This is a genomic window from Rhodococcus sp. MSC1_016 (genome assembly GCF_023667485.2).
GTDB lineage: Bacteria > Actinomycetota > Actinomycetes > Mycobacteriales > Mycobacteriaceae > Rhodococcus_F > Rhodococcus_F oxybenzonivorans.
Map to the genome: position 1 here is coordinate 6,084,075 of NZ_JAMOZI020000001.1, position 26,772 is coordinate 6,110,846.

The 26,772-nt window shown below is 65.2% G+C and carries 26 protein-coding genes; 14 read left to right on the forward strand and 12 right to left on the reverse strand.

Annotation, left to right across the window (positions count from 1 at the left end):
• Window positions 1-37 precede the first annotated feature (37 nt).
• The 4 genes from L1080_RS28545 (at window position 38) to L1080_RS28560 (ending at window position 5,539) form a co-directional block, all read left to right on the forward strand.
• Window positions 38-826: a pirin family protein gene (locus L1080_RS28545; RefSeq protein WP_250767331.1), complete on the forward strand. Its 789-nt coding sequence runs from the start codon at window positions 38-40 to the stop codon at window positions 824-826.
• Between the two features lie 103 nt (window positions 827-929).
• The gene (locus tag L1080_RS28550) at window positions 930-1,901 is read left to right on the forward strand and encodes an alpha/beta hydrolase (RefSeq protein ID WP_250767334.1); all 972 of its coding nucleotides are present in this window, start codon (window positions 930-932) and stop codon (window positions 1,899-1,901) included.
• Between the two features lie 9 nt (window positions 1,902-1,910).
• A complete protein-coding gene (locus L1080_RS28555) occupies window positions 1,911-2,972 on the forward strand; it encodes a helix-turn-helix domain-containing protein (RefSeq protein WP_250767336.1) in 1,062 nt (353 codons plus the stop codon).
• Between the two features lie 125 nt (window positions 2,973-3,097).
• The gene (locus L1080_RS28560; RefSeq protein ID WP_459031923.1) at window positions 3,098-5,539 is read left to right on the forward strand and encodes an ATP-binding protein; all 2,442 of its coding nucleotides are present in this window, start codon (window positions 3,098-3,100) and stop codon (window positions 5,537-5,539) included.
• On the opposite strand, the gene L1080_RS28565 is transcribed toward L1080_RS28560, so the two are convergent.
• From L1080_RS28565 to L1080_RS28580, 4 genes are read right to left on the reverse strand one after another with little or no spacing between them, the layout of a single operon-like run.
• On the reverse strand, window positions 5,536-6,042 hold the full coding sequence (locus tag L1080_RS28565; protein WP_159923141.1) for a DUF1360 domain-containing protein: 507 nt from the start codon (window positions 6,040-6,042) through the stop codon (window positions 5,536-5,538). The genes L1080_RS28560 and L1080_RS28565 overlap by 4 nt on opposite strands.
• 35 nt (window positions 6,043-6,077) lie before the next feature.
• On the reverse strand, window positions 6,078-6,503 hold the full coding sequence (locus L1080_RS28570) for a hypothetical protein (RefSeq protein ID WP_159923143.1): 426 nt from the start codon (window positions 6,501-6,503) through the stop codon (window positions 6,078-6,080).
• Window positions 6,504-6,546: 43 nt separating this feature from the next.
• Window positions 6,547-7,716 carry a zinc-dependent alcohol dehydrogenase gene (locus L1080_RS28575; protein ID WP_250767340.1) on the reverse strand — a complete coding sequence of 390 codons (1,170 nt, stop codon included), beginning with the start codon at window positions 7,714-7,716 and terminating at the stop codon, window positions 6,547-6,549.
• Between the two features lie 13 nt (window positions 7,717-7,729).
• The gene (locus L1080_RS28580; RefSeq protein ID WP_159923147.1) at window positions 7,730-8,263 is read right to left on the reverse strand and encodes an SRPBCC family protein; all 534 of its coding nucleotides are present in this window, start codon (window positions 8,261-8,263) and stop codon (window positions 7,730-7,732) included.
• 116 nt (window positions 8,264-8,379) lie between these two features.
• On the opposite strand from L1080_RS28580, the gene L1080_RS28585 reads away from it, so the two are divergent.
• From L1080_RS28585 to L1080_RS28600, 4 genes are all read left to right on the forward strand, one after another.
• Complete coding sequence (locus L1080_RS28585) at window positions 8,380-8,817, forward strand: hypothetical protein (protein ID WP_250767342.1); 438 nt, start codon at window positions 8,380-8,382, stop codon at window positions 8,815-8,817.
• A 58-nt stretch (window positions 8,818-8,875) separates the two neighbouring features.
• Window positions 8,876-9,949 (forward strand): YihY/virulence factor BrkB family protein, encoded by a 1,074-nt coding sequence (locus L1080_RS28590; protein WP_159923151.1) that lies wholly within the window; start codon window positions 8,876-8,878, stop codon window positions 9,947-9,949.
• Window positions 9,950-10,041: 92 nt separating this feature from the next.
• A complete protein-coding gene (locus L1080_RS28595) occupies window positions 10,042-11,142 on the forward strand; it encodes a ferredoxin reductase (RefSeq protein ID WP_250767344.1) in 1,101 nt (366 codons plus the stop codon).
• Between the two features lie 20 nt (window positions 11,143-11,162).
• On the forward strand, window positions 11,163-12,548 hold the full coding sequence (locus L1080_RS28600) for a fatty acid desaturase family protein (RefSeq protein ID WP_250767348.1): 1,386 nt from the start codon (window positions 11,163-11,165) through the stop codon (window positions 12,546-12,548).
• A gap of 76 nt (window positions 12,549-12,624) precedes the next feature.
• On the opposite strand, the gene L1080_RS28605 is transcribed toward L1080_RS28600, so the two are convergent.
• Window positions 12,625-12,963, reverse strand: coding sequence for a hypothetical protein (locus L1080_RS28605; RefSeq protein WP_159923157.1), 339 nt, complete (start codon window positions 12,961-12,963; stop codon window positions 12,625-12,627).
• A 58-nt stretch (window positions 12,964-13,021) separates the two neighbouring features.
• Complete coding sequence (locus L1080_RS28610) at window positions 13,022-13,729, reverse strand: hemerythrin domain-containing protein (RefSeq protein WP_250767351.1); 708 nt, start codon at window positions 13,727-13,729, stop codon at window positions 13,022-13,024.
• Window positions 13,730-14,252: 523 nt separating this feature from the next.
• Between L1080_RS28610 and L1080_RS28615 the strand changes: the two genes are divergently transcribed.
• On the forward strand, window positions 14,253-15,164 hold the full coding sequence (locus L1080_RS28615) for a manganese catalase (protein ID WP_250767354.1): 912 nt from the start codon (window positions 14,253-14,255) through the stop codon (window positions 15,162-15,164).
• Between the two features lie 3 nt (window positions 15,165-15,167).
• Here the strand turns inward: L1080_RS28615 and L1080_RS28620 are convergent, their stop codons facing one another.
• Window positions 15,168-15,872, reverse strand: a complete 705-nt coding sequence (locus tag L1080_RS28620; RefSeq protein WP_250767357.1) for a hypothetical protein — start codon at window positions 15,870-15,872, stop codon at window positions 15,168-15,170.
• A gap of 199 nt (window positions 15,873-16,071) precedes the next feature.
• On the opposite strand from L1080_RS28620, the gene L1080_RS28625 reads away from it, so the two are divergent.
• Both L1080_RS28625 and L1080_RS28630 read left to right on the forward strand, forming a co-directional pair.
• Complete coding sequence (locus L1080_RS28625; RefSeq protein ID WP_250767360.1) at window positions 16,072-16,863, forward strand: SDR family NAD(P)-dependent oxidoreductase; 792 nt, start codon at window positions 16,072-16,074, stop codon at window positions 16,861-16,863.
• Window positions 16,864-16,981: 118 nt separating this feature from the next.
• Complete coding sequence (locus L1080_RS28630; RefSeq protein WP_250767364.1) at window positions 16,982-17,854, forward strand: hypothetical protein; 873 nt, start codon at window positions 16,982-16,984, stop codon at window positions 17,852-17,854.
• An 11-nt stretch (window positions 17,855-17,865) separates the two neighbouring features.
• Here L1080_RS28630 and L1080_RS28635 read toward each other — a convergent pair whose 3' ends face one another.
• Together L1080_RS28635 and L1080_RS28640 are read right to left on the reverse strand one after the other, a co-directional pair.
• Complete coding sequence (locus tag L1080_RS28635; protein WP_250767366.1) at window positions 17,866-19,392, reverse strand: flavin-containing monooxygenase; 1,527 nt, start codon at window positions 19,390-19,392, stop codon at window positions 17,866-17,868.
• A complete protein-coding gene (locus L1080_RS28640; RefSeq protein WP_250767369.1) occupies window positions 19,389-20,282 on the reverse strand; it encodes an SDR family oxidoreductase in 894 nt (297 codons plus the stop codon). The genes L1080_RS28635 and L1080_RS28640 overlap by 4 nt, the downstream gene beginning before the upstream one ends.
• Window positions 20,283-20,360: 78 nt before the next feature.
• Here L1080_RS28640 and L1080_RS28645 point away from each other — a divergent pair, with 78 nt between their 5' ends.
• Entirely contained in the window at window positions 20,361-20,999 is a 639-nt protein-coding gene (locus L1080_RS28645) for a TetR/AcrR family transcriptional regulator (protein ID WP_250767372.1), read from the forward strand.
• 114 nt (window positions 21,000-21,113) lie between these two features.
• Window positions 21,114-22,331 (forward strand): hypothetical protein, encoded by a 1,218-nt coding sequence (locus L1080_RS28650; protein WP_250767375.1) that lies wholly within the window; start codon window positions 21,114-21,116, stop codon window positions 22,329-22,331.
• Between the two features lie 9 nt (window positions 22,332-22,340).
• Here L1080_RS28650 and L1080_RS28655 read toward each other — a convergent pair whose 3' ends face one another.
• Genes L1080_RS28655 through L1080_RS28665 form a run of 3 tightly spaced genes read right to left on the reverse strand, consistent with a single transcriptional unit; the run spans window position 22,341 to window position 25,418 of the window.
• The gene (locus L1080_RS28655; protein WP_109334248.1) at window positions 22,341-23,549 is read right to left on the reverse strand and encodes a CoA transferase; all 1,209 of its coding nucleotides are present in this window, start codon (window positions 23,547-23,549) and stop codon (window positions 22,341-22,343) included.
• 25 nt (window positions 23,550-23,574) lie between these two features.
• Window positions 23,575-24,582 (reverse strand): MaoC family dehydratase, encoded by a 1,008-nt coding sequence (locus L1080_RS28660; protein WP_250767377.1) that lies wholly within the window; start codon window positions 24,580-24,582, stop codon window positions 23,575-23,577.
• Entirely contained in the window at window positions 24,579-25,418 is an 840-nt protein-coding gene (locus tag L1080_RS28665; RefSeq protein WP_250767383.1) for an HpcH/HpaI aldolase/citrate lyase family protein, read from the reverse strand. Before L1080_RS28665 ends, L1080_RS28660 begins: the two co-directional genes overlap by 4 nt.
• Window positions 25,419-25,609: 191 nt before the next feature.
• Between L1080_RS28665 and L1080_RS28670 the strand changes: the two genes are divergently transcribed.
• The gene (locus L1080_RS28670; RefSeq protein ID WP_159923183.1) at window positions 25,610-26,761 is read left to right on the forward strand and encodes an acyl-CoA dehydrogenase family protein; all 1,152 of its coding nucleotides are present in this window, start codon (window positions 25,610-25,612) and stop codon (window positions 26,759-26,761) included.
• Window positions 26,762-26,772: the final 11 nt, after the last annotated feature.

The following is a 26,772-nucleotide window of genomic DNA, read 5'->3' on the forward strand; positions in this document are numbered from 1 at the left end:
CAACCACCACTCCGACATCTCGAAAGGTGCTCCGATCATGACCACTGCCGTAACTCGTCCCCCATTGGATGTCCGCCGGGCCGACGACCGCTTCAAGACCCATGCCGGCTGGCTCGATTCCAAGCATTCCTTCTCGTTCAGCCGCCACTACGACCCCGCCAATACCCACCACGGGGTGCTGATGGTCAACAACGACGACATCGTCGTTCCCGGGATGGGCTTCGACACCCACCCACACCAGGACATGGAAATCGTCACCTGGGTGCTGCAGGGCTCGCTGGTACATCAGGATTCGATGGGGCATTCCGGGGTCATCTACCCGGGCCTGGCTCAGCGGATGAGCGCGGGTACCGGCATCTTGCACTCCGAGAAGAACGACTCCTGGCGTCTGGACGGTGTCACCGGTGCCCATGCCGACCAGCACAGTGACCCGGTGCACTTCATCCAGATGTGGGTCGTTCCCGACGAAGCCGGTATCACGCCCGGTTACGAACAACTCGAGATCGACCACGAATTGCTGGCCGGGGGACTGGTGCCGGTCGCGTCGGGCATGCCCGCGTACGCCGACCACTCGGCGATTCGGATCAAGAACAAGTACGCCGCAATGCACGTTGCGCGCATGCAACCCGGTCAGGCGCCGATCGCCCTGCCCGACGCGCCGTTCCTCCACGTGTTCGTGGCGCGCGGTGAAGCATCGATGGAGGGCGTCGGGGTGCTCGGCGAGGGCGACGCCGTTCGGGTCAGCGGCGGCGGAGGTCAGCAACTGACTACCGAAACCGGTGCCGAGGTCATCGTGTGGGAGATGCACGCCGAGATCGCCGGGTAGGTCGGTCGGGGTTCCGGGGCGTCCGACACCCGTCGGGCGTTCCCTCGCCAACTTCCTCCAGCTGTTGGGTGACCTGCGCCACATTCGGACTCATGCTGGGTGCATGACATCATTTCCCACGCTCGACCCCGAACTCGCGGCCGCGGTCACCATGCTCCCGAATCTCGATTTCTCCGACCTGCCCTCAGCACGGGCAACCTTCGACTCTCTGGTCGGCTCCCTGTTGGCTGATCTGTCGTTCGACGGAGTCCGTGTTCAGGAGTTGTCGGTGCCAGGTCTCGGCGACGACCCGGACGTCGGTGTCCGGTTCTTCACGCCGGAGAACGCGGAGGGACCGCTGCCGGTTCTTCTGTGGATCCACGGGGGCGGGTTCGCGATCGGCACGGCGGCCTCCAGCGACCCCTTCTGCGTCGAGGTGGTGCGGGAACTCGGGTGCGCCGTCGCAAGCGTCGAATACCGGTTAGCTCCGGAAACGCCTTTTCCGGGTCCGCTCGACGACTGCTACGCGGCCTTGACTCACCTCCACGCCCACGCGGACGACTGGGGAATCGATCCCTCCCGCATCGCGGTCGGTGGTCAGAGCGCGGGTGGTGGGCTCGCCGCCGGAACCGTCCTGAGGGCGCGCGACGAGGGCGTCGTCCCGGTCGCATTCCAACTCCTCGACATTCCCGAGCTCGACGACCGGCTGACCACCGCCTCGATGACGACGTTCGTCGACACTCCGTTGTGGCACCGCCCCAATGCGATCCTGTCGTGGCAGTACTACCTCGGGGCGTCCTACGCCGGACCGGAAGATCCGGATGTGTCGATCTACGCGGCACCGGCCCGCGCAACCGATCTTCGTGGCTTGCCCCCGACCTATCTCTGCACCATGGAATTGGACCCGCTGCGTGACGAGGGGATCGACTACGCCCTCGGCCTGCTCCGCGCCGGTATCAGCGTGGAGCTTCATTCGTTCCCCGGCACCTTCCACGGGTCCGGGTTGCTGGCGACGGCGGAGGTAAGCAAACGCGCGATGTCGGAGGCGCTCGACGCGCTGCGGAGACGCTTGCGTGTGGTGTCACCAGCCTCGTAGCGTTGCTGGATGCAGGGACTGATGTACCGGCTCGCCGAGCTCGATGCGGACTCGGCGGGCCTGGTACGAGTGATCGACTATTTCGACGCGCTGGTCCGCCACGGCGCGGACACCGCCTCGATGCTCCGGGCGAGTGCCGCGCTGGCCGATTGCGTCGTCGGCATCGACATCTCGGGGTGGTCCGGCAGTTCCGAGCCGCGCCGCTGTGATCCTCGCGGGCGGTGGTCTCCGCAGCCCCGGCTGGCGCCCAGTGCATCGAAGGACGTCGTGGTCGACGATGTGGTGGTCGGGTCTGTCTGGATAGAGAGGTCGGGTGCGAGTCTGCCGCTCGACGACATGCTCGTCGACCGGATGGCTCTGACCGCGGCGATCATCCTGCAACCGCGCCGTGTGCTCACCGACGCCGAGCACACACGCAATCTTCTCTTTCCGATGGACGAGCTAGCGGTGCTCACCTCGTGCGCCGCGCTGCGGATCGAACCGTCGACTCCCGTCCGTGTGCTCGTGTACACGGCCGGTGGGGGCGCGCGCCTACCGCTGCCCGGTGAGCTCGCACCCGGCCGCTCCACCGAGATCGAGGTGGACGGCGACTCGCTGATGCTGGTTGCGGAGTCGTTCGTGCCGACAACGGGATTCGCCGACCTGGCCCGTTCCCGATCCGTGCAGGTGGGTCTCTCACTGGCGGCCCCGGCGTCGGACGCGAACGCACTCGTCGGTACAGCGAAATTCGCCCGTAGTCAGGCCTCGGAACCCGAACCGATCGGAAACGCGGACGACCTCGGCGCCCTCAACCTACTGGTGGCGGGGCAGAGCCTCGCACACGCCGCGATTCCCGATCTTGTTCGCGCTGCCGAACTGCGCGACTCCGAACAGGGGTCGGAGTTGCTGGCGACACTGCGGGTGTATCTACGGTCGGGAACGCTGCGCGCCGCGGCGGAGAGCATGCACCTACACCACAGCAGCGTTGCGCACCGGCTGACCAAGCTGTCCCGGCACCTGGGTTTCGCTGTCGACGCAATCGAGAATCGGGCTCGTGCGACGGCATTGATGATGGTGATCGACAACCGGTGACGGGGTGCGCCCCGACCCGCCGCTGATCACCGCAATCACCCAGATAGCACGTTCCCGTTAATCCGTAGCGACCACCTGCGTGGCGGGATGGGTCGAACCTGGGCCATGATTCTGGGACGGAATGGATGGGTCCGGGAAACCGGCGGTGGACGAAAGGTCCATGGATTGTGACTGCCTCGGGTGAAGCTTCCTGGTCTGCGGAACGGTTGTTCGCAGGGCCCGGTGAAACGCGGGAACGGCTTCGCCGCCACAACTGGGCAGCCACGTCGCTGGGACCGGTCGAGGCCTGGTCTGTCGAGCTGAGGGCTGCGGTGCGCACGGTATTGCCGTCGGCCGTGCCGATGCTGCTGTGGTGGGGCCCCGACCTGGTGCAGATCTTCAACGACGCCTACACGCCGGTACTGGGTGAGAAGTATCCGGCCGCGGTCGGCGAGCCGGGTGCGCAGTGCTGGGCGGAGGTGTGGGACGAGTTGGGACCGCTCGCCGAGCAGGCACTCGCGGGCGGTGAAGCGACGTACATGGAGAACCAGCAGTTGTTCCTGCGACGTCACGGTTACCTGGAGGAGACGTATTGGACGTTCTCCTACAGCCCGGTGCACGACGAAGGCGGGAACGTGGCGGGTGTCTTCGTCGCGACGACGGATGTGACTACGCGTGTGCTCGGAGAACGCCGATTGGAGACGCTCCGTCGGCTGGGTATGGTCTCGACCGCCGAGGGAGACGACCCGATCGCGGATTCGTGCCAGGCGGTTATGGAGGTACTGGCCGACAGCAGCGACGATGTGCCGGTGGCAGTGATGTATCTGCGGGAGGACATCGCTGGAGCAGCAGGAAATGGGGAGTCGCACGATCTAGTCCTGGTCGGTGCCGTGGGAACGGACCGGGGCACGGAGCTCGCACCGCTGCGCATCGCTGCGGGCGAGGGCATTCACCCGGCCGACGCGCGGGTGTATCCGCTGGTGGTGACGGGCGACTCCGAGCCGGTGGGGCTGTTGCTTCTCGGCATCAGCGCGTGCCGCGCATTCGACGACGCCTATCGCAGCTTCTTCGAATTGGTGGCCGCGAAAGTGTCGACGTTGACGTCGGACGCTCTGGCCTTCGAGTTCGAACGAGACCGCGCCGCAGCCCTCGCTGAACTCGACACCGCGAAGACGCGATTCTTCCAGAACATCAGCCACGAGTTCCGCACACCGCTGACGCTGCTCCTCGGGCCGCTGCAAACATTGGGCGAAGAGAACGGTGTGGTGTCGATCGAAGAACGGCGCGATGCGATCGCCGTCGCCTATCGGGCGGCGCAGCGGCTTCAGCGACTTGTCGACGGCTTGCTGGACATCTCCACCGCCGCCGGCGGCACACTCGAGCAGAAACCGGAACCGACCGACATCGGCAGGTTGACCGCCGACTGTGTGAGCATGTTCGCCTCCGCAGCCGAGGACGCGGGGCTTCTCCTCCGAACCGACATCGACGAAGGTGTGGGACTGGTCGACGTCGACCAGGAAATGTGGGTGAAGGTCGTCCTCAACCTGGTGTCGAACGCCCTCAAGTACAACACCGACGGCGGCTCTGTCGACGTGTCACTTCGGCAGGAAAACCACCATCTGTTCTTGCGCGTGGCCGATACCGGCGTCGGAATTCCGGCCGACGAGCAGGACCGGGTGTTCGAGCGGTTCCATCGGGTCGAGGGGGCAGCGCCCAACAGCGGCGGCGGTGTGGGCATCGGACTCTCCCTCGTCGCGGACCTCGTCGAGGCGCTCGGCGGATCCGTCGCCCTCGACAGCACGCCGGGACGGGGAAGCACCTTCACGGTCCGTGTGCCACGCGTCGCGGCGCGGGCAGAGGCGACTGTTTCCACCAACCCGGCACGAGTGGACGCCACTGCGTACCTCAGCGAGATACTGCAGCGGGAGCCGGTCTCGCCCTCCCCGGTGCCTGCGGCAGCGGACGACGATGCGCCGCGGTACCGCATTCTGCTGCTCGAAGACCACAGCGATCTCCGGGCCTACCTGGCCCGACTGCTCGAGGGGCAAGGCTGGGACGTCGACGCCGTGCCGGACGCGGATACCGCTTGGCGTCGCCTGGCGGATCGGCGACCGCATCTGGTTCTCAGCGATGTGATGATGCCCGGACGCGACGGAATCACCTTCTTGAAGGAACTCCGTGCGGACGAGTCGACGGCGCGGCTCCCTGTCGTTCTCCTCACTGCTCGTGCGGGCACCGAGTCGGCAGTCGACGGTTTGAGTCAGGGCGCCGACGACTACATCGTCAAACCCTTTCAACCCGCCGAACTGGTGGCGCGAATCCGGGTCCACCTGGAATTGTCGTGGTTCCGGGAGACTCTCATCGCGGACGGTGAACGCGAGACCGATCAGCTGCGCACCGCACTGGACACTCGCACCACACTGAGTCAAGCGGTAGGGCTGACGATGGCGGCGTTCCAGTGCGACGCGGACACGGCGTTCGACAAGTTGGTCACGTATTCGCAGCACCGCAACGTGAAACTGCGGGAAATCGCGTCGGACATCGTCGACAACTTCACGGCCGAGTCCGCCGGCCGCGCCGCGAACTAGCCTTCCGCCACCTGTTGGGCGGTGGCGTACGCGAGTTGCAGGAAGTCCGCGCCGGCCAGAGCCGCCATCGCATCGGCCACCATGCGTGTCGCCCGGGGGGCGAAGACGTGCCCGATGGTGAAACCGGTGATCACCCAGACATCGAAGCAGAACGGGCAGGTCAGCAGTTCGCCGATGCTGTGCTTGACACCGTCGGAGGCCTGCGGCTTCTCCATCACCTCGCCGGGCCCCCCATCCCCGGCGTGCTGGGTGAACGGTGCGCGGAGCGGCGTCGTGACGGCGTCCTTGGTCACCGTGCGGGAAAGTTTGTGCGCCGCAAACGCGGTGATGACGAGTTCTCGCACGGTCATGGCACGCGGGAGTTGCCGGTTGGTGAGAGCGCCGAGCACCGTGACCACGGCGACGACGAAGGTGTATGCGGCCATCGTCGCCGCGTAGCCGTTCAGTGAGCGCTCGCTTGTGGTCGAACTCCGTTCGCGCTCCGGCGCCTGTGCCACGTTCATCCACTTTCCCCTTGTTCGCTGTGCCGAGTGCGTTGTCAATCCACGATCGGAAAGAGCGAGTCGCCGTCCTCGGGAGTGCCGTCGACCTGACCTTTGTCGACCCGTGAATCTTCGACGATCACGCCGTCGACGACCTCCGCGGACTTTCTGCCCTCGCCCGAAATCTCGACGTCGTCGTCGAGGACTCGGTCGACGTCCTCCTCGGTCAGGGAGTCGTCCGGTGCGGCGGCCACGGGAATGTCCGGCGGAACCTCGACCTCGACGTCGGGCTCTTCCTCGGACAATTTCTCGTCGAGAGTCTCGCCTTCACGCTCTTCGCGCGGTGTCATGCCGAACTTGTCGGCCTCGCTCCAGTGCTCCGGCGGGTCCACGACGTCGTCGCCGTCGTTGTTCCGCACGTCGTCGGGGTCGAGGCTTTCGGCTGGGTTGAGGGTGTCACCAGGACCATCTTCGATACTCATAGTTGTTGCGTGCCCGATCGAGTAGTCACCGAAACATTGGCTGTCACGGCCGGAAAACGGCCCGAACACACCCTTCCTGCTTGCTCTTGAACACCTGGTATCCGCGCACTGCCTCCTCTAGGGACATGTCGTGGGTGATCAGATATGAGGGATCGAGGTCGCCCTGCTGGACGTAGTCGAACATCCGCGGCATGTACCGCTGACCGTGTTGCTGCGCCGTCCGGATCGTCAGACTCTTGTTGGTCACCACACCCATCGGGAACTTGTCCGTCAGTCCGTAGATGCCGAGGACAGACACGATCCCGCCCTTACGGCAGGCGAGGATCGCTTCGCGCAACGGGGTGGACCGGTCGGATTCGAGCCTCAACAGTTGTTTGGCGCGGTCGTAAAGTTGCTGCAGTCCGGTGCCGTGCCCTTCCATGCCGACAGCGTCGATGCACGCGTCCGGGCCCCGCCCGCCGGTGGTTTCGCGTAGCGACTCCTGCACGCTGTCGACGGACGTGTAGTCGATGGTTTCCGCACCGAACTCCCGACGTGCCAACGCAAGTCGCTCAGGATAACGATCGATGACGATGACCCGTTCCGCGCCGAGGAGACGGGCAGTGTGTGCGGCCATCAGTCCGACGCCCCCGCTGCCCCACACCGCGATCGTGTCGCCGGGCGAGATGTCGCAGAAATCCGCGCCCATGAGGCCGGTGGGGACGGCGTCGGAGAGGAACAGGGCTTGCTCGTCGGTGATGCCGTCGGGGATGGTGAAACAGTTGACGTCGCCGAACGGCACGCGGATGTACTGGGCGTGAGAGCCCTGATATCCGCCGAACGGGTGGGTGTACCCGTAAATGCCGCCCGTGGGATAGCCGAAGACCGCTTGCTGCAGTTCGGCATTCGGATTCGTCGTGTCGCAGACCGAATACAAGTCGTGCTCGCAGTACCAGCACGAGTTGCATCCGATGAACGACGGAACGACCACGCGGTCGCCCACCCTGGTGTCGGTCACTTCGCGGCCCACGTCCACCACTTCGCCCATGAACTCGTGACCGAACACGTCACCTTCCCGCATACCCGGCAGGTATCCGTCGATGAAATGAAGGTCGGAACCGCAGGTCGTGGTCAGCCGTACCTGCACGATGACGTCGTGTGGATTGACGAGTTCGGGGTCGTCGACGGTCTCGACTTTCAGATCGTTGACGCCGTTCCAGCACAGTGCACGCATGGGTTCTCCTCGTTCAACGAGCGGCCTGACGCGCGCTCGGGTTATGCATGAGAGTGGGCAGTTCGCCGGTCTGCAAGAGCGCGCGGGCTCGGTAAAGAACCTTGAATGTCGCTGCGCCGGTGAGAATGTCGGGCACCGGCGTCTTCGCCCGGATCGTCACCTCTGTACCGAGATCGTGCGGTGCGTCGCGAAACGTGAGCTCGACCTCTGGTGGATCGTCGGTGGAGTCCTGGGCAGTGGAGTCCTCACCCGTCTCGCCGACGAACCGCAGCCTGCCGTCGTCTTCCACCAGCGTGGTATTCCACTTCGTGGGCTCGTCGGCGCCGGGATTCAGCGTCCACTCGTAGTTATTGGGTTCGGTCGACCGAACCTCGGCCACATCGCCGAGCACATCGGACAATCTCCCGGGGTCACGCCAGAACTGTTCGACTTCCGAGCGGGACCTGCTGATCGTCAACGTCTGACTGTTCCCGCTGCCGGCGGTGGAGTCGACCACCTTGCCGACCAGGTCGACCAGCTGCTCTCTCGCTTTGTCGATGTAGTGCACGGATCCTCCCTTCGTCTGTTCCGCGTTACCCGGTTCCTGCGGGCGGAAACAGCCGGAAAGGGCCGATTCACGCCCTGTCGGTGGTACGAGCCTGGCGGATCGGGTACACGCACTCCATGACAGACCAGCAGACCCCGAATCCCCCCGACCATGCGAGGCCAGAGCAGGCGACGGACGAAGAGGTCGCCGCGGCCGGCAAATTGTCCGAGGCCCTCGAGACGGTGGAACGTGCCCGCGGACGTTTGTACGACTTCCATCAGCTGATCGGTCATGCCGACCTGATGCTGGACGAGGCGGTCCAGAAGCTGCGTGAGGCAGGTCGTGACGACATCGCCGAGCAGGTGGAAAAGGAGCTGGTGGGCCGCAACGTCCTGCACGGGCGATGGACGTTCCAGATCGTCGAAGACTTCGACGACCACTACTGGTCTACCTTCCGGGACTGTGAGGCCACCGTGCGCGGCCAGCTGTGCGGCGGCCGTCGGCACGTGTTCGAGTCCGAAATGAAGGAATCCCGTCGAACGCATGGGCAACCCAGGCACGAGGCGCGGCCGTAGCCGCGAAACCCAGTTCCGCCGCCGTTTCCGGGAGGGGATTCCCGGGTAGGAGAAGACGATGGTCGATGAAAAGCAAGCCGAACCTGATCCCGACGATCCCCGCAAACCGGACTCGCCCGCGGATCTGACGAAACCGTCGTGGGGGTACGTTCTGCGGAAGACAGCGCACGAGTTCGGTCGCGATCAATGCACCGATCTTGCGGCCGCGTTGACGTACTACGCCGTCCTGTCGCTGTTCCCTGCCCTGCTCGCGCTGGTGTCGCTTCTCGGCGTTTTCGGACAGGGACAGCGCACCACAGATTCGGTGTTGCAGATCGTCGACGACCTCGGACCCTCCTCCGCCGTGGACACCCTGCGGGACCCGATCGCCCAGCTCGTCCAAACACCCACTGCCGGTGTGGCATTGATCTTCGGTCTCCTCGGCGCCGTATGGTCGGCGTCGGGTTACATCGGCGCGTTCGGCCGCGCCATGAACCGCATGTACGAGGTCGACGAAGGGCGTCCGGTGTGGAAGTTGCGACCGTTGATGCTGTTGGTCACTCTGATCGGACTCCTGCTCGTGGCGGTGGCGGCCGTTATGCTGGCGCTGAGTGGGCCGGTTGCCCGTTCAGTCGGTGACGCCATCGGATTCGGCGACACTGCCCTGACCGTGTGGAACATTGCCCGGTGGCCGTTTGTGCTGGGAGTGGTCGTCGTCGCAGTCGCGATCCTGTACTACGTGACACCCAACGTGAAGCAGCCGAAATTCCGCTGGATCAGTGCGGGCGCATTTCTTGCGATCGTGACGTGGATCGTGGCGTCGGTCCTCTTCGGTCTCTACGTCTCGAATTTCGGCAGTTACAACAAAACGTACGGTTCTCTCGCCGGGGTCATCGTGTTTCTGCTGTGGTTGTGGATCACCAACTTGGCGTTGCTGTTCGGAGCCGAGCTCGATTCCGAACTCGAGCGAGGCCGGGAACTGCAGGCCGGACTGCCGGCGGAAGACGAACTGCAGCTTCCGCCGCGCGACACCCGCGTGTCCGACAAGAATGCCGAGAAGTACCAGAAGTACATCGAGCAGGGACGAGCACTTCGCGAGAGCGATGGGAACACTGCCGAACCCGACGCGGTACCCGAAGAACAACAGCGTTAATCACATCAGGAGTATTCGCGCCGACGGATTTTCTCACCCGATCGCGCCCGGAACGCTGACCCGAGCAGTGCCGAATAGTTACGGTGGTCGTCATGGCGGAACGCGGTGCTCGTCCCAAAGTTCCCGTAGTGCGCAGATTCATGCTGCGCGCGGTGCGGCACCTGTTCAGCCCTCTCCGCCCGGACGACTATCTGGAGCTCATCAATCCGCTGTGGACCACCCGTGAATTGCGGGGGCGGGTGGAGCGGGTCGAGCCTGCCAGCGCCGACTCCGCCACCGTCGTGATCCGTCCCCAATACGAGTGGTTCGGGCACGAGGCCGGCCAGTATGTGCGCCTCGGCGTCGTCCTCGATGGGGTCTACTACTGGCGCGCCTACTCGCTGACCTCGGACCCCGACCCGGATGACGGGCTGATCAGCGTCACGCCGAAGCTGGTGGAAAGCGGCACGGTGTCGCCGTATCTCGTCCGCGACATCCGCCCCGGAGACATCGTGCGTCTCGGTGAGGTGGAAGGCACTTTTACCCTTCCGGACCCCTTGCCCGACAAGTGCCTGTTCATCAGCGCCGGCAGCGGTATTACACCGATCATCAGCATGCTCCGCAGCCTCGACCACAAGAATGCGGTCGACGACGTGGTCGTCGCGCACTCGGCCCGCAGCGAGGAGCAGGTCATGTTCGATTCGACGCTCCGCGATCTCGACCGCCGCCACGACGGGTTCCGGCTGGTGCTCCGCCTCACCGGCAAGGACGGCCGGCTGACACCGGACGCGCTCGCCGAACTCTGTCCCGACTGGCGTGAACGCGAGGTGTTCGCGTCCGGTCCGGGCGAGATGCTCGATCAGCTGGTGGAGCATTGGAACGACCACGGCGATCCGCAGCGCCTGCACATGGAACGCTTTCAGCCCGTGATCGGTGGCGATGACGCCGGCGGTGAGGGAGGTGAAGTCCACTTCTCGGACAGCGACGTGAAAACCGAGGTCGACGGGGGTACACCGATCCTCGTTGCCGGGGAGAACGCCGGCTTGACGCTCCCGTTCGGATGCCGCATCGGGATCTGTCACACGTGCGTCGGGACACTGAAATCGGGCAGGCTCCGTGACCTGCGAACCGGGGACGTCGTCGACGACGCCGTCGGACAGGCGGTCCGCACCTGCGTTCACACCGCAGAAGGTGACATCGAAATCGAGCTGTGAAATAGGGGAAGGACCTGCTGGTGAGTATCGACATCGAGAGCCCGCTCGCACATCTGAGTGACGACACCATCGAGGCGCTCGGACGCGAGTTCGACGCCATCCACGACGAGATCTACGGCGATCTCGGTGAACGCGACCGCAGATACATCAAGTCCGTCATCGCCGCGCAACGTCAGCTGGCGGTCGCCGGTCGCGTTCTGTTGCTCGGTTCGGTCAGCAAACCTGCCTGGCTGGCCGGAACCGCCTGTCTGGGGATGGCGAAGATCCTCGAGAACATGGAAATCGGCCACAACGTGATGCACGGCCAGTGGGACTGGATGAACGACCCCTACATCCATTCGTCCACGTGGGACTGGGACACGGCGTCGACCGCGAAGGCGTGGAAGCATTCGCACAACTACATTCACCACACGTACACCAATATCCGGGGGAAGGACAAAGACCTCGGATACGAGATCATGCGGATCGACCCGAACCAGCGGTGGCACCCCGTCTATCTCGCCCAGCCCTTTTACAACGTCGTGCTGATGGCGTTCTTCGAGTGGGGTGTCGCGCTCCACGACATGGACCTCGAGGCGGTCCGCTCCGGTGAGAAGCCGTTGAAGGACGTGTGGCAGGACCTCAAAGGGATCGGCGGAAAGGCTCGCGCCCAGGTCGTGAAGGACTATGTCGGCTGGCCCTTGATCAGCGCAGGCGCCTTCGGGCTCGCACAACTCGCCGCCCGCGGGCGACTCGGTCAGCCGGCAACGTCGAAAGCGGGCCGACTGCTGCGCGGCAAGCGGGCTCGCGGCCGGTGGTCGTCGGTCGCGGACGTATTCGACCGCATGTTGCCCGGGATGGAGCGGACGTTTCTCGCCACCGCGCTGGCCGACTTCACCGCCAACATCATCCGTAACGTGTGGGCGCACGGAATCATTTTCTGCGGTCATTTCCCGGATCAGACGTACACCTTCAGTGAGAAGGATGTGGAGGACGAAAGCCGGGGCGGCTGGTATGTGCGTCAACTGGTGGGCGCCGCCAACATCGACGGCAGCCCGCTGTTCCACATCATCAGCGGCAACCTCGGGTATCAGGTCGAACACCACCTCTACCCGGATATGCCGAGCACCCGCTATTCCGAGGTGGCACCGAAGGTGAAGGACATCTGCGAACGGTACCAATTGCCGTACAACTCGGGACCGTTGATGCAGCAGTGGGGAATGGTGCACCGGACGATCCTGCGGTTGGCATTCCCGGGCGGGAAGCCGCGTCCGAAGCCAGGACCGTACCGCGGGGAGAAGGGCACCGACGCCGGCAAACGAAGCGAGGCGGCGGCGTTCCGTAGCCGCGTACCCGCCGACAACCCTGCCGCCGGGCCCGAACACGACTCCGGCGGAGTGGAAGTGACGCCGCCACCGCGAGATTGACGGGATGCCACAATGGACCGTCGCCCCGGGTGTTGTGCGCACCCGGGGCGGCGGCGGTGTCAGGATATGGTGCGCTTCAGGGCTTTCCGCGCGCGGGGGTCTGTTCCGCGACACCGTGGCGCAGCGGAGTGTTGTCGGACGGTGAGTGGGACGGATCCACGGGAGAACCGCCTGCCGCCCCGGCAACCGGCGGCGCGTTGGTCGGGTCACCGCCGGAGGGCTCGGCCCCCGATTCCAACTGACTGATGCGAGCGGTCAGAATTTCGACGGCTCGCGGTCGGTGGGCGGTGGACCGTTCGTGCTCGAGAATCTGTTTCACCTGGTCGAGGTCGAGGGAACGAATCCGGTGTTCTATCGACCCCAGCGTGAGTTGGTCGTAGTCGGGCAGCGGAAGTGCATCGTCGCTTGTACTCATGTCGAACGCCTACCCCGTGTAATCGGTTGCAAACAGGGTGACCGGTGGCAAACCAGGGTCAGGTGCGGGTGGAGGGATCTTCGCCGCTACGCAACGGCGGCAGGTGCTCGATGGCACCGGCGACCGTCGCGAGCGCATGGCTCGTTCGACGACACCCCGCTGCCAGCGGGGACGGTGCCCGGCGGGACACGTGATCCAGACGATCCCGTGAACGATCGAGCCCGGTGAGAGGCAGAGCGGCGAGAGCATTTCCGGGCAAGCGTCGGGCGACCGTCGGGTGCGGCCGCGTGGGAGCGGTGTAGCGAATCACCTGCCACATCCATCCGGCCCGGCGCAGCGCCCTAGGGTCGAGTGCCTCCTGGAGCTTCGGCAGGAGTACGTCCTCCTCATCCCGCACGTCCTGATGAAGGAGTGCGGTGATTTCGGTGAACAGTTGCTGATGTTCCGGAGTGTCCGGGTCCAAGGTCTCGAGCTTGGTGAACAACTCGTTGATCTCCTGATGCTCCTGCTCGATCTGCAGGGTCAGCTCCTCACCGTCCGGAATTGTGCGGCGCACCAGCGGCCACAACACGGCTTCCTCCGCGAACGCGTGCGGAAAGACGAGACGGCACAAAGACGTCAGCTCGTCCTGACGACGGCTGCCACCGCACTTGTCGATGCGCTGGAGCAGCACATCGAGTTCCTGATGGTCTCGTCGTTGGAGGGTCAGGACGCTGTGGGGACCACCGAGTTCGGCTTCACTCTGGTCGGCAAGTGACCGGGGCATCGTTGTTCTCCTTTTCGAGTGTTCGGCAGTGTGCCGAACGCCTACCCCCACGCCGGGAACACAAACCTGCTCCCGCTTCCTCCTCCTGTTTTCGCCCGCAGACGTCGGGGAACGCGAGAGAAATGGCCAGACGTACGGAACCTGCGGTGGCCGCGTCGAGTCGATGGACCGACGACGACGGCATCCGCTACCCGAGTGGCGACACACATGCGTGGACGCCCGGCGCCAACCAGACCCTGTGCGGTGTGCAACTGTCGCGCGCCCGTCTCGCCCGTTTCCCGCATGTGCCATGGAGTGAAGCGCTGTGGCTGGCAGAAACCGGTGAGCTCGGCGTCGCCGCGTGCAGACGGTGTACCGCGGCAACACGGAACGAAAGACAGCGTTGGACCCGAACGAACCCACGTCCCTGACCGTGGGCGAAGAGCGCTCCGAAAGTTCCGCAATTTATCAGTCCGCCCGGTTTGGAAATGGTGAACCGAGGTATGCGGCGAAGGCAAACACATCGACGATCGGGAGTTGCCATATGTTTCGTCATACCGACTATCTGCAGTTCGACGTCGCTCCGGAGAAGCCGGACCCGGTGTATGCCCGTAAACTGCAGGAGCTTCTCGGTGGTGCCTACGGTGAAATGACCGTCACCATGCAGTATTTGATGCAGGGCTGGAACTGTCGAATGCCCGGCAAGTACAAGGATCTGATCATGGATATCGCGACTGAGGAGATCGGTCACGTCGAAATGATCGCCACGATGGTCGCGAGACTGCTCGAGGGCGCACCGGCCACTGAATCGTCCAAGGCGGCGGGAGCGGATCCCGTCGTGGCGGCGGTCCTCGGCGGGATGGACCCCCAGCAGGCGATCATCTCCGGGGGCGGCGCGGTTCTGGCCGACAGCAATGGGGTGCCGTGGAACGGCCGGTACATCGTCGCGAGCGGCAACCTGCTCGCGGACTTCTACGCCAACGTCACCGCAGAGGCGCAAGGACGCCTGCAGACGGCCCGGTTGTACAACATGACCGACGATCCGGGCGTGAAGAACATGTTGAAGTTCAACCTTGCCCGGGATACCTACCATCAGAACATGTGGTTGTCGGCCATCGAGGAGTTGAAGGCGGACGGACTCGAGGGCAGTATCGCACCGAACGCGTTGTTCGACGAAGAATGCAGCGAGCACGCAGAAACGTTGTGGCACTTGTCCGATGGCACGATGTCCGATCAGGGGCGATGGGCGTCGGGTCCGGCACCCGACGGAGTTCACGAGAATCGGTTCCTCGCGGACCCGCAGCCGCTGGGCGGCAAGGGCGGTGCGCCCGCTCCGGATCCGAAGCTCTATGCGACATACGACGGGAGCCTGGGTGAACCGGCCTCGAGCGCACTGGGCACGGAAAAGGGTCTCGTCGGCAAGGTCAAGGAAGCGCTCGACCCGGACAAACCGTGACCGCTATTCGTCGGTAGCGCCCCGACCTCGGCGACTGCCCCGATATGCCCCGATCCGCGCTGCGGCAAGCCACTCGGGCCGCAGCGCGATCGAGGGTGGGCAGTTCACTACCGGATCGAAAGACGGCTGTTCGTCATCCGCGAGGTCACGCACGTCGCTCAGTACGACACGTCCTGACGGCGTCGGTGAATTGGTGAAAGTAGCCAGCTGTAAGGAGAACACGAGCGGCGCGATCGCGAGAGCATCGGCGAGTGCGTTGATAGACGTCGTCGGTGGGTGCTCACCGACCGGTTCGGCCACCACCCAGGTGGGCGGTCCGCCCGTCGAGGAGAGCGGCATGAGACTGCTGTATCGGGCGGTGTTCCATCCCGTGGCAGGAAGCGGCAGCATGCGGGTCAGCGACGAGGTGCCCGAGCTCGCCAACAGTAGATCCCACGGCGTGGGGCCCTCGTCCAGATCGATCCGCAGAGCGAGACCCAGCACGTCGGGGATCATGGACGGAGTACCGATTCCACCGGACATCCGCGCGGTCACCGGCAACGAGATGCGGGTACGCCCCGGCCACCACGACGAGTTGAACTCGACTGTGCCGCCGATAACCAGCCCCTTGGGGTGGAACACCCGTGCATGGCGGACGGACGCGGCAATGCGGAACGGGCCCACGAATGCGCTGCGAACGGTGTCGAGTGCTCGTCCGGAATCGACCATGGTGCCTTCTCCTCGGTGAGGTGTGCGGAAACCTGCGTCAGATGAGTCTTGTTCCATCGTCGGTGACCTGTGTTCCCCGCACAACTCCGACTGCACCCCTGATCTGCCGGTGTGAGGAAATATGCCGGTGTGAGATGCCGGCACCCGGGTAATCGGCACCGTGATCGCCGACTGTTTCTCCCAGTGAGGGGTGAGAACTATGACCATGGCACGCCCACTGGCTCTCGTCACCGGAGCGTCGCGGGGGATCGGGCTCGAACTGACCAGATTGTTTATCAAGGACGGTTACGACCTCGTCGTCGTGGCGGACTCCGACGCCCTGGACTCCGCCGTCGCCGAACTGAGGTCGACGGGTTCCGGTGTGATTCCCGTGCGCACCGATCTGCGCACCGAACAGGGTGTGGCGTCTGTGTGGGAGGCGATCACCACAGACGGCCGCCCGCTCGCTGCCGCTGCGCTCAATGCCGGTGTGGGACACGGCGGTGCGTTCGTCGACACCGACCTCGCCGACACGTTCGCGATCATCGATCTCAATGTGAGGTCGACCGTGCACCTGACCAAACTCGTGCTCGACGACATGGTCTCCCGTGGGGCGGGGCGGATATTGATCACCTCGTCCGTGGCCTCCACGATGCCCGGTCCGTATCAAGCCGTCTACAACGCTTCCAAGTCGTTTGTGCAGTCGTTCGCGGAAGGGCTTCAAGGGGAACTGAAAGACAGCCCGGTCACCGTCACGTCGCTGATGCCCGGGCCCACGGACACCCACTTCTTCAGCCGCGCCGAGCTCGACGACACCAAGCTCGGTCAAGGTCCCAAGGATGATCCCGCCGACGTTGCCAAGCAGGGCTACGAGGCCATGATGAAGGGTGAGCGCAAAGTAGTGGCCGGGTCGATCATGTCCAAGGCGATGGCGGCGGTGAACACGGTGACCCCGGACGCGGTCAAGGCGGCAGCGCATCGTCTACTCGCCAAACCAGGATCCGGCCGGTGACCTGACACGTTCAGTCCACGGTAGCTATCACACTCAGAAGCACGTCAAGTTGTTCGCGGCGGGCACTGCTCGCGCTGGTCGGGATGTGTCACCGTCCCCACTGCGGGTACCCGCAACTATGAATCTTCCCCATTTCACCCCCGCAGGCGCGAAGAAGCTCTGCGCGCGTTGTGCAGCCGTGGCATTCCTCCTCGGCGGTGGAGTGGCCGCCCAAGCCGGTTCGGTGAACGCCGCTCCCTCACCGGATGGGTTCGACACCGTCCCCGACCGTACCTCGTTGTCCTTCGCGCACTCACCCAGCGGAACGCGGGTGGGTACCGCCAACTCCGCGGAGGCCCGACCCGGCCTGTCGACCGTCAAACTGTATGTGGCCGACTACATGCTCCGGCACGGAGACGGTTCTGCCGAGGACCGTGAGCTCGGTCAGCGCATGATTCGGGACAGCGACGACGGCGCCGCCTCCCAGGCGTACGCCAAATATCCGCACTCCATCGACGCCGTTGCCAGCGAGTACGGTCTCACTGCAACGCGAGGCGCCGCCTTCTGGGGCAACTCGAGCACCAGCACGGCCGACACCGTCACCTTCCTGGAGGCGAAGAAGGCCACCGACCCGTCGAGTCCCATTCTCGGCTGGATGGCCACCGCCGCCCCCGTCGCGGCGGACGGAACGACCCAGGACTGGGGAACGAGCACGCTTCCCTCCGTCGTCGGCACCAAATGGGGCTGGTCCGACTACGGACCGGACATCGTCGCATCGGCCTCGTTCGGTCCCGACTTCTCGGTGGCCGCCAACACCTATGGGAGCAAGGAGCAGCACACATCGGACGTCGAGGGCGCGTTCGGTCCCGAGCGGACGCCTGCGCCGGACCAGGTGTCGGTGCGCGAGCTGATCGAGCGTCTCGACACCACCGACAATCCCGTCGTCAGTCAGCTGGCCACGGCCATCCCACCCGAATGGACGCTACCGGCGGACATCCTTCCCGCCCCCTAACTGCTCCTGCGTCAGTGTCCTGTCGTGAGCGAACGGGGCGGTCGTGATCCCCGGAAGGTCATCGCGTCGTCGACGATCTTGCCGTGGCGAAAGGTGACGAGGTCGCGGAAGTAGTTCATGCGCAGCCGCCACGGGGCCTTCGAGCCCTGCTTCGGGAACGACTCCACCGAGCGGAGTACGTACCCCGCAGCGAAGTCGAGGAATGGTTCTTCGTCGACCGATGCGTCACGTTCGGGCACGCAGTTCGTGTACCCCTTCTCGTCCATGTGCTCGAGGAGACGGCACACGTACTCGCACACGAGGTCGGCCTTCAGGGTCCATGATGCGTTGGTGTACCCGATGACGAACGCGAAGTTGGGTACGCCGCTGAGCATCATGCCCTTGTAGGCCATCGTGTCCGCGAGATCGACGTCGCGGCCGTCGACGGCGAGTGTCATTCCGCCGAAGGCAAGCAGATTCAACCCTGTGGCGGTCACCACGATGTCGGCCTTCAGTTCCTCGCCCGACTTCAGGGCGATGCCGTTCGTCGTGAAGCTGTCGATGTGATCGGTGACGATCGACACCTGACCGTGACGGATGGCGCGGAACAGGTCTCCGTTAGGGACGAGGCATAAACGTTGATCCCATGGGTTGTATCGCGGCGTGAAGTGGGTGTCGATGTCGTAACCGTGAGGAAGCCACTTCGTCTGCAGTTGCCGGATGCGGCCCTTCATGAACTCCGGATAACGCTGGCACAGTTGGTAGATCGCGACCGCGACCGACGCGTTCTTCAGCCGTGTCAGGGCGTAGGCGACGCGCGCGGGAAGGTGCTTGCGGAAGCGGTTGGCCAGCGCATCCTCGGCCGGCATGGAGAGGATGTACGTGGGCGAGCGCTGCAGCATGGTGACGTGCTCGGCCTCGGCCGCCATCGACGGCGCGAGAGTCACCGCGGTCGCGCCGCTACCGATGACGACGACACGCTTGCCGGCGTAGTCGAGATCGTCGGGCCACTGCTGGGGATGCACTACCTGGCCGTCGAATCGTTCCAGCCCCGGGAAATCCGGGGTGTAGCCCTCGTCGTACCGGTAGTAGCCGCTGCAGGAGAAGAGGAAATCCGCTGTCAGCGTCATCTTCTCGCCGGAGTCGGTGCGTTCGGCCTCGACCGTCCACATCGAAGATGCGCTCGACCATTCGGCCCGGACAACCCGATGTCCGAACCGGATGTGACGATCGATGCCGGCCTCGGCGGCCGTTGTGCGCACGTACTCGAGGATGGAGGAGCCGTCGGCGATGGACTTGTCGTTCTCCCAGGGCCGGAACCGGTAGCCGAGGGTGTACATGTCGGAGTCGGAACGGATTCCGGGGTACCGGAACAGGTCCCAGGTGCCACCGATCGCGTCGCGGCCCTCGAGGATCGCGTACGTGCGGCGAGGGAACTTGTCCTGCAGGTGGTACGCGGCACCGATCCCGGAGAGGCCGGCGCCGATCACGATCACATCGAGATGCTCGACTGCGCGCTCGGTGTCGGATAGGCCGGCGGCGGTGTCGGTGGAAGTCATGACGGGTCGACCGCCACGTCGTCGAGCGCAACGTTGCGCGCGGAGGTGGACCGGCCGAGTGCGGCCACCTCTTCGTCCATCAACGGAAGAATCCGCGGGATGTGGGGCAGGACCGCGCGATCGCCGATCCTGGAGGTGACCACCGCTTTGAACCAGCCCACCGGCCCGACCCAGCGGGGTACGTACACGCGGCGCTTGCGGCGAGACAGGGCATGAACGAAGGCGTCGACGCACGCCTGCACCGACGTCGTCTTCCCGAGGGGGCCGGGCAGAACGGCGAGGAGCTGATTGAAAGCCGACAGATCCGCCTTCGCGTCCTGCACGAGTGGCGTGTCGATCCACGACATGTGCGCCGATCCGACCGCGACACCGAGGTGAGCGAGCTCGAGGTGGAGGGCGCTGGCGAAATGCTCGACCCCGGCCTTGCTGGCGCAGTACGCGGCGAGGCCGGGTGCGGCGGTGAATGCGGCGAGCGAGGAGACGACGAGTATGTAGCCCTTGCGTTCGATGACGGACGGGAGCGCGGCCCGGACCGTGTGGAAGGCGCCGAGAATGTTGATGTCGAGAACGCGCTTGAAGGTGGCCGGGTCTACCTGCGACACCGAGCCGTAGCTGGCGATTCCGGCGTTCGCGAGCACCAGGTCGATGCCACCGAACTTCGCGACCCCGGCGTCGACGGCTCTCTGCATCGCGGGCAGGTCACACACGTCGGCGACGGCGGCGAGGGCAACGTCGTCGCCGAGTTCGGTGACCAGAGCCTGCAGGGGCGCAGCATCCAGGTCGATCAAGACGAGCTTGGTGCCCTTCGCGGCGAGCGCACGGGCGGTGTCTGCCCCGATGCCCCGCGCGGCGCCCGTGATGAGCGCGACCTTGTTCCTGAGCGTGGGCATGGTGATCTCCTGGCGTAGTTATCTGGCACCGTTTGGTGTCAGTTTGTATCTGGAACCGGTCAGTGTCAATATTGGGTCGTGAGTTCGCCCAGGCTCGAGGAACCCGGTCGCACCTACCGCGGTGCGGGACCCCAGCAACGCCAGGAAGAGCGCCGACTGCGCTTGATCGACGCTGCGGTCGAGGTGTTCGGCACTACCGGATACCGCTCGGCGACGGTCGGGAAGATCTGCGCGGTCGCCGGGCTCACCAAGCGCTACTTCTACGAATCCTTCACCGACAGCGAGGCGCTGTTGCTCGCGGCATATGGCACGGTGACCGATCGGTTGCGGGAGGATGTGCTCGCCGGGGCCGGCCGTGACCCCGCCGACCTCGACACCCGAGTGCGAGGCGCCCTCACCGCATTCTTCGAGTCCGTCGCCGAGGATCCCCGAATTTCGCGGATCGCGTTCCAGGAGGTTCTGGGTGTCGGGCCGGAAGTGGACCGCGCCTATCGCCGGGTCACCCTCGAGTTCGTCGACGCCGTTCTCTTCGTCATCAATCCGGCGATCGATCGGGCGCCGGATCCCCATCTGCACACCCTCGCCACCGGGCTCGTCGGTGCCGTCCTGATGATCGCGCAGCAGTGGGTGTTGTCGGAGAAACCTCAGCCCATCGAGGCGGTCATCGCCGACGCGCACACGATCCTCTCGTCCGTGCTGGGCCGCCTGACCGACTGATCGAAGCGGGACAGTTCCGCCATTCGACCGCGCCGCATCACATATATGTTGTTCGATATCTCTATGCGCCTGCCCGACCACCGGCCTTCGCGTCGGAGACCAGCGATTCGCGCCTTGCTCACTGCACTTCTCGGGGTGGCAGCCCTGGCGGTCCCGGGCCAGGGCGTCGCGCACGCCGCTGGATACGACGGTCTGATCGATCTCGTGCCGTCCAACGCCGACGCAGAGGCGATCGGCGGTCTCGACCCACGACTGCCCACCGACCCGGCCGCCCTCGGCACCGCACTGTCCTCGGCCAGGTCCGACGGTATTGCCCCGGTGCGGTATTCGGCACTGCTGCACCAGTACTGGCTGGCCCGAGGAGCGGAAGCGTCCGGCATCGATCTGGCGACGTGGGATCCGAATGCCGGACTGATCGCCAATGCGACCGTCGTCGATCGCGTCTACGAGAACTACGGCCGCTATCAACGCGAGCGCGCCGAACTCTACTGGTCGGGCATGGCGGGCATGGCCGGCGGTTCTTTCGCCGCCGGTTTCTGGGACCTCGACATGGGCAGGACCGTGCTCGACGTCGATGCCATCCACGCCCTCGGTAACTCAGTCGCATCGTCGATCCGCGGTTTGCCCGCCGAGGCGCTGTCGTTGCTACCGTCCGATGTGAGGACATTGGCAACCATCGGGCCGTCGATCACTGCCGAGGACGTCGACTGGTATCAGAAGCGACTGCTGATGATGCAGAAGCACATCTACTTCGACATGGTGCCGATGCACGAGGCGTACCTGAACGGTGGACGCGCAGCAGTCGAGGAATTCGCGGCGGCACGCTTGCTCGACGACAACGCCAGGATCGCGTGGGAAGGTGTCTTCTCGGGCACGAAGTCCGGATACTCCGATGCCTTGTTCCGGATGGCGTCGCGCGAGCAGAACCAGATCATCGCCGACCAGTGGGACACCACCTCCGCGGCCCGCGACGGAGTGGGAAGGGCGCTGACCTACGCCACCACGGTGGCCGCCCAACCGTCGGTCCCCGGTTCGAGGTCGCCGGGAAAGGCGGCACCGCTGTCGGTGACCGGGTACATCGACGGACGGCAACTGCGACTGCGGGCACCCCTGCCCGGCTTCAACTGGGCCGACCGAAAACCACGCTGGGAGTACATCGTCAGCGACATCGCTCCGTCCTACCAGCGGCTGGTGGAGACACGTCCCGGAGAGATGCACGCGATTCTCGCGATGCCGTTCCGGGACTTCGTCGACACCCAACGCATCGTCCGGCGTATCCCCGACCTCGTGCGTGATCTCAGCACCGGCTGGGAGTTGGTGGAGGCGCAGTAGTTCTTCCGCTCAGCCGGCGACGACTCCGCGTTCGTGCAGCGCGGCGATGTCGGATTCCGGCGTGCCGAGCCAGTCCCTCAGGACCTGTGCGGTGTCTTCTCCCACCGCGGATGCCGGTGCGACGGTGGCGTGGTGGCCGTCGAACGACGCGGGATGCCCGGAGGCGAGGTAGGTGCCGATGCGCGGCTGATCGAGGGGAGTGAACATCGGGTTCTTCTCGAGTTCCCCGGACTTCACCACTTCCTCGAAGGTACGGTAGCGCTCGGCGAGCACGGACGTCTTCGAGAGTGCCTCGGCCACTTCGGTTGCGGTGTGTTCGCGGAACCAGCGGGCGAACAGGGCTGTGAGGACGTCGCGGTGGGTGAAGCGATCGGTTTCGCGTGCGAAGTCCACGTCGAGTGCGGTGGCGAGTGCCTCCACCGCGGCCGTGGTTCCGGTGACGGCGACAAGGTCACGGAAGTGACGTGGGGTGAGGGCGACGATCATGAACCGTTCGCCGTCGCTGGTGGTGAAATCCGTTCCGTAGGTGCCGTAGACGGAGTTTCCGGTCGCCGGCCTGCCGGTGCCGTTGATCTGGACTTCGGTGAGGTAGCCGAGCGTGCCTGCGGTGGCGAGCGCGACGTCCTCGAGCGGCAGGCGGATGTGGGTGCCCTCACCGGTGGCGTCGCGGTGCCGGACGGCGGCGGCAACGGCCAGCGCGGCGTACAGCCCACACACCACGTCCCACGCGGGCAGGACGTGGTTGACGACACCGGCATGATCGGTGGGACCGGTGATGGACGGGAAACCGAGTCCCGCATTGACGGTGTAGTCGACGGCGGGGGAACCGTCGGTGCCACCGAGAACTTCGAGGGTGATGACGTCGGAGCGCAGGGCGCTGAGCGCGTCGTGGGCGAGCCAGTCACGGCCACCGGCGTTGGTGACGAGGATTCCGCCACCCGCGCCGGGGGCCGTGACCAGTTGCTGCACCAGTTCCTGCCCCTCGGGGCTGCGCATGTCGACGGCCACGGACCGCTTACCGCGGTTGAGACCGGTCCAGTAGATGCTCTCGCCGTCACTCGTGACCGGCCAGCGCTTGTAGCAGGCTGAGCCGCCGACGGGGTCGACCCGGATCACCTCGGCCCCCAGCTGAGACAACGTCAGCCCGCACAGGGGGGACGCGATGAAGCTGGAGACCTCGACGATCCGAAGTCCGGCAAGGGGAGTGTGGGCAGTCACGAGAGAAGCTCCTTGATGGTGGAGATCAGGCCATGAGGGCGGTGAAGCGCCAGTCCAGAACGGGAACGTCGGAGGCTGCGACGTTGTGCGCGAACACGAGTGAACGCAGATGCACTACGCCGCCACCGCCGGGCAACGCCTCGGCGCTCTCGACCTCGAGTTCGCTGGTGAGGGTGTCGCCCTCGTGGACGGGACCGGTGTGGTCGCAGGATTTCCAGCCCAGGACCGTGACGAGGTTGGGCAGCGCGCGCGTGGCCTGCCCGAGGGCGATCCCGATCGTGTGGCCGCCGTAGACGAGCCGGCCGTCGGCGCCGACGCGCTCGTCGTGGTGGGTGGCCGCGATGTTGAGAGTCAGGCGTGCGAGTTCTGGTGCGCTGGACACCACATCACCGCTGCTGCGGAACACCGCACCGGCGAGGGCGGGAGTGAAATGTTCGCCGGGCACCTTCTCGCGGTACACGCCGAGATCCCATCCCTCCGGTGCGTTGAAGGGCTGCTCCGATTGCGGTCCGACGACCGAAAGGTCGTCCGCCTTCCGGACGCGATTCTCATCGGGGCTTTCGGAGAGGGGAAGCATCGCGCAGCGGTAGAAGTCGAGGACCGTCCGGCCGTCCTGATCGGTCGACGTCATCCGAAGGGCGGCGAGGCCCGTGGGCTTCCGCCCGGGTTTCGCGGAGTTCTCGCGCAATCCCACTACTTCCGTGCGGGTATGGAGGGTGTCACCGAGGTGCGGGAAGTGGTGGAACCGCAAGCCGCGGTAGAAGAGGTTGGCCTTCACGTGATGGGTGGCCACCGTCGACTGTCCGATCGCAAGGTCACACACGAGTCCCGGGTTGGCCACCCCCTCGGACGCTCCGGTGACCGCCCGCGACAGGTGAGTATCGAGTGGCAGCCGCATCCGGTCGCCGAGGATCGCCTGGTGGGTGGCCGAGAGGCCGCTGGTCAGAGTGACGGCAGGAGCCGAATCGAAAACCTGACCGATCTCGAGTTCGTCGAAATACGGTCCACCGACGTACGTCTGCGTGATCGTCATTGTCCACCCACCTGTGCGAGAACCCGTCGTGCCGCAACTGCGACGGCCTCGTCGAGCATCTGACCGTCGAGTTGCGCGGCGCCGTTCCCGGCCGCCTCCGCGTCGGCGAGTGCGTCGATCACTCGTCGCGCATTGTCGACGTCGGCGTTCGAGGGAGTGAACGCCGCGGCGGCAGAGGAGATCTGGTTCGGGTGGATCACCCACTTGCCGTCGAATCCGAGGGCGCTCGTCCACGACGCCGAGTGACGGAATGCGTCGTCGTCGGCGATACCGAGGAAGGGGCCGTCGATCGCCTGGATACCTGCGGCGCGAGCGGCGACGAGGACCGCCTCCTGAATGGCGAGCCAGTGCTCGGGGAGGGCTCCGCGGGAACGTCCCAGTGCGGCACCCAGATCGGCGTAGCCGATGATGACCGCATCGAGGTGATCGGCCCGTGAGATCGCATCGATGTTCTGTACCCCGCGCGGTGTTTCCACCAGCGCCTGGAGTCGGACGGTCCCGACGGCGTCCGCGGCGTCCTGCAGATCCTTGTGTGTCTCGGTCTTGGGAACGACGATGCTCGCCAACGAGGGGCCGAGCTCGGCACATGCGGCGAGGTCGTCCGCTGCCCACGGTGTGGTGAGCGCGTTGATGCGGACGGAGACTGCACGGGAGCCGTCCGATTCGCGCACGAGGCGAGAGACGAGATCGCGGGCCGCAGCCTTCTTCGCCGGTGCGACGGCGTCCTCGAGATCGAGGACCACCTCGTCGGCGTTCGACTTCAAAGCCTTCAGTGCTTTGCGTTCGTCGGATCCGGGGGCCACCAGGACGGCGCGCCTGCGGGTGAGGTTCTGCACGATGCTTCATTCCTCGTTTCGGGATTGCCGGGTTTCGAGATAGCCGGGCACGGCCGATATGTACGGCCAGAACTTCAGGACCGCACACGATGCTGGCAGGGCCTAACCGGCTATGTCAAGACGGATTCTTGACTTGCGACGAACAAAGCGCAACTATGGCCGTACAAATGTCGAGCGCGAGGTGAGGGTTCATGGGCAAGCTGAACGAGGAAGAGACGTACCTGGTCGAGACGGTGCGCGCTTTCATCGACCGCGACGTCAAGCCGACGGTGCAGGAGGTGGAGCACGCCAACGAGTACCCCGAGAAGTGGATCGAGCAGATGAAGCAGATCGGGATCTACGGGTTGGCGGTGCCGGAGGAGTACGGCGGATCGCCGGTGTCGATGCCGTGTTATGCGCAGGTGACGCAGGAGTTGGCCCGCGGGTGGATGAGCCTGGCCGGGGCGATGGGTGGGCATACCGTCGTCGCGAAGTTGCTGTCGTTGTACGGCACCGAGGAGCAGAAGCAGCAGTATCTGCCGAAGCTGGCGACGGGTGAGATCCGGGCCACGATGGCGTTGACCGAGCCCGGTGGGGGATCGGATCTGCAGGCCATGTCTACCAATGCCAAGACCGACGGCGACGATCTGGTGATCAGCGGTTCGAAGACGTGGATTTCCAACGCCCGCCGCTCGGGATTGATCGCTTTGCTGTGCAAGACCGATCCGAGTGCGAATCCGAAGCACCGGGGTATTTCGATCGTGTTGGTCGAGCACGGTCCGGGACTTACGGTGTCGCGGGATCTGCCGAAGCTGGGCTACAAGGGGGTCGAGACGTGTGAGCTGTCGTTCGACGGTTATCGCATCCCGGCCACGGCGATCCTCGGCGGCACCCCGGGCAAGGGGTTCGGGCAGATGATGAAGGGTCTCGAGACCGGTCGCATCCAGGTGGCCTGCCGGGCGCTGGGAGTGGCGACGGCGGCGCTCGAGGATTCCCTCGCCTACGCCCAGCAGCGGGAGAGCTTCGGCCAGCCGATCTGGAAGCACCAGTCGATCGGCAACTATCTGGCCGACATGGCGACCAAGTTGACGGCGGCGCGGCAGCTGACCTGGCATGCGGCCGAGCAGTACGACAGCGGCGAGCGGTGCGACATGGAGGCGGGTATGGCGAAGCTGTACGCGTCGGAGGTGGCGATGGAAATCGCGCTGTCGGCGGTCCGTATTCACGGTGGGTACGGCTACTCCACCGAGTACGACGTCGAGCGGTACTTCCGGGATGCACCTCTGATGATCGTCGGCGAGGGCACCAATGAGATTCAGCGCAACGTCATCGTCTCGCAACTCGTGGCCCGAGGCGGTCTGTAGTCCCACAACCT

Bases quoted from the DNA above. Each gene is read 5' to 3' on its own strand.
- L1080_RS28630 (WP_250767364.1), top strand. From the start codon at position 16,982: ATGAATCTTCCCCATTTCACCCCCGCAGGCGCGAAGAAGCTCTGCGCG.
- L1080_RS28620 (WP_250767357.1), bottom strand. From the start codon at position 15,872: ATGGTCGATTCCGGACGAGCACTCGACACCGTTCGCAGCGCATTCGTG.
- L1080_RS28550 (WP_250767334.1), top strand. From the start codon at position 930: ATGACATCATTTCCCACGCTCGACCCCGAACTCGCGGCCGCGGTCACC.
- L1080_RS28640 (WP_250767369.1), bottom strand. From the start codon at position 20,282: ATGCCCACGCTCAGGAACAAGGTCGCGCTCATCACGGGCGCCGCGCGG.
- L1080_RS28635 (WP_250767366.1), bottom strand. From the start codon at position 19,392: ATGACTTCCACCGACACCGCCGCCGGCCTATCCGACACCGAGCGCGCA.
- L1080_RS28560 (WP_459031923.1), top strand. From the start codon at position 3,098: ATGGGTCCGGGAAACCGGCGGTGGACGAAAGGTCCATGGATTGTGACT.
- L1080_RS28565 (WP_159923141.1), bottom strand. From the start codon at position 6,042: ATGAACGTGGCACAGGCGCCGGAGCGCGAACGGAGTTCGACCACAAGC.
- L1080_RS28625 (WP_250767360.1), top strand. From the start codon at position 16,072: ATGACCATGGCACGCCCACTGGCTCTCGTCACCGGAGCGTCGCGGGGG.
- L1080_RS28670 (WP_159923183.1), top strand. From the start codon at position 25,610: ATGGGCAAGCTGAACGAGGAAGAGACGTACCTGGTCGAGACGGTGCGC.
- L1080_RS28575 (WP_250767340.1), bottom strand. From the start codon at position 7,716: ATGCGTGCACTGTGCTGGAACGGCGTCAACGATCTGAAAGTCGAGACC.
- L1080_RS28585 (WP_250767342.1), top strand. From the start codon at position 8,380: ATGACAGACCAGCAGACCCCGAATCCCCCCGACCATGCGAGGCCAGAG.
- L1080_RS28595 (WP_250767344.1), top strand. From the start codon at position 10,042: ATGGCGGAACGCGGTGCTCGTCCCAAAGTTCCCGTAGTGCGCAGATTC.
- L1080_RS28545 (WP_250767331.1), top strand. From the start codon at position 38: ATGACCACTGCCGTAACTCGTCCCCCATTGGATGTCCGCCGGGCCGAC.
- L1080_RS28615 (WP_250767354.1), top strand. From the start codon at position 14,253: ATGTTTCGTCATACCGACTATCTGCAGTTCGACGTCGCTCCGGAGAAG.
- L1080_RS28660 (WP_250767377.1), bottom strand. From the start codon at position 24,582: ATGACGATCACGCAGACGTACGTCGGTGGACCGTATTTCGACGAACTC.
- L1080_RS28590 (WP_159923151.1), top strand. From the start codon at position 8,876: ATGGTCGATGAAAAGCAAGCCGAACCTGATCCCGACGATCCCCGCAAA.
- L1080_RS28610 (WP_250767351.1), bottom strand. From the start codon at position 13,729: ATGCCCCGGTCACTTGCCGACCAGAGTGAAGCCGAACTCGGTGGTCCC.
- L1080_RS28555 (WP_250767336.1), top strand. From the start codon at position 1,911: ATGCAGGGACTGATGTACCGGCTCGCCGAGCTCGATGCGGACTCGGCG.
- L1080_RS28570 (WP_159923143.1), bottom strand. From the start codon at position 6,503: ATGAGTATCGAAGATGGTCCTGGTGACACCCTCAACCCAGCCGAAAGC.
- L1080_RS28605 (WP_159923157.1), bottom strand. From the start codon at position 12,963: ATGAGTACAAGCGACGATGCACTTCCGCTGCCCGACTACGACCAACTC.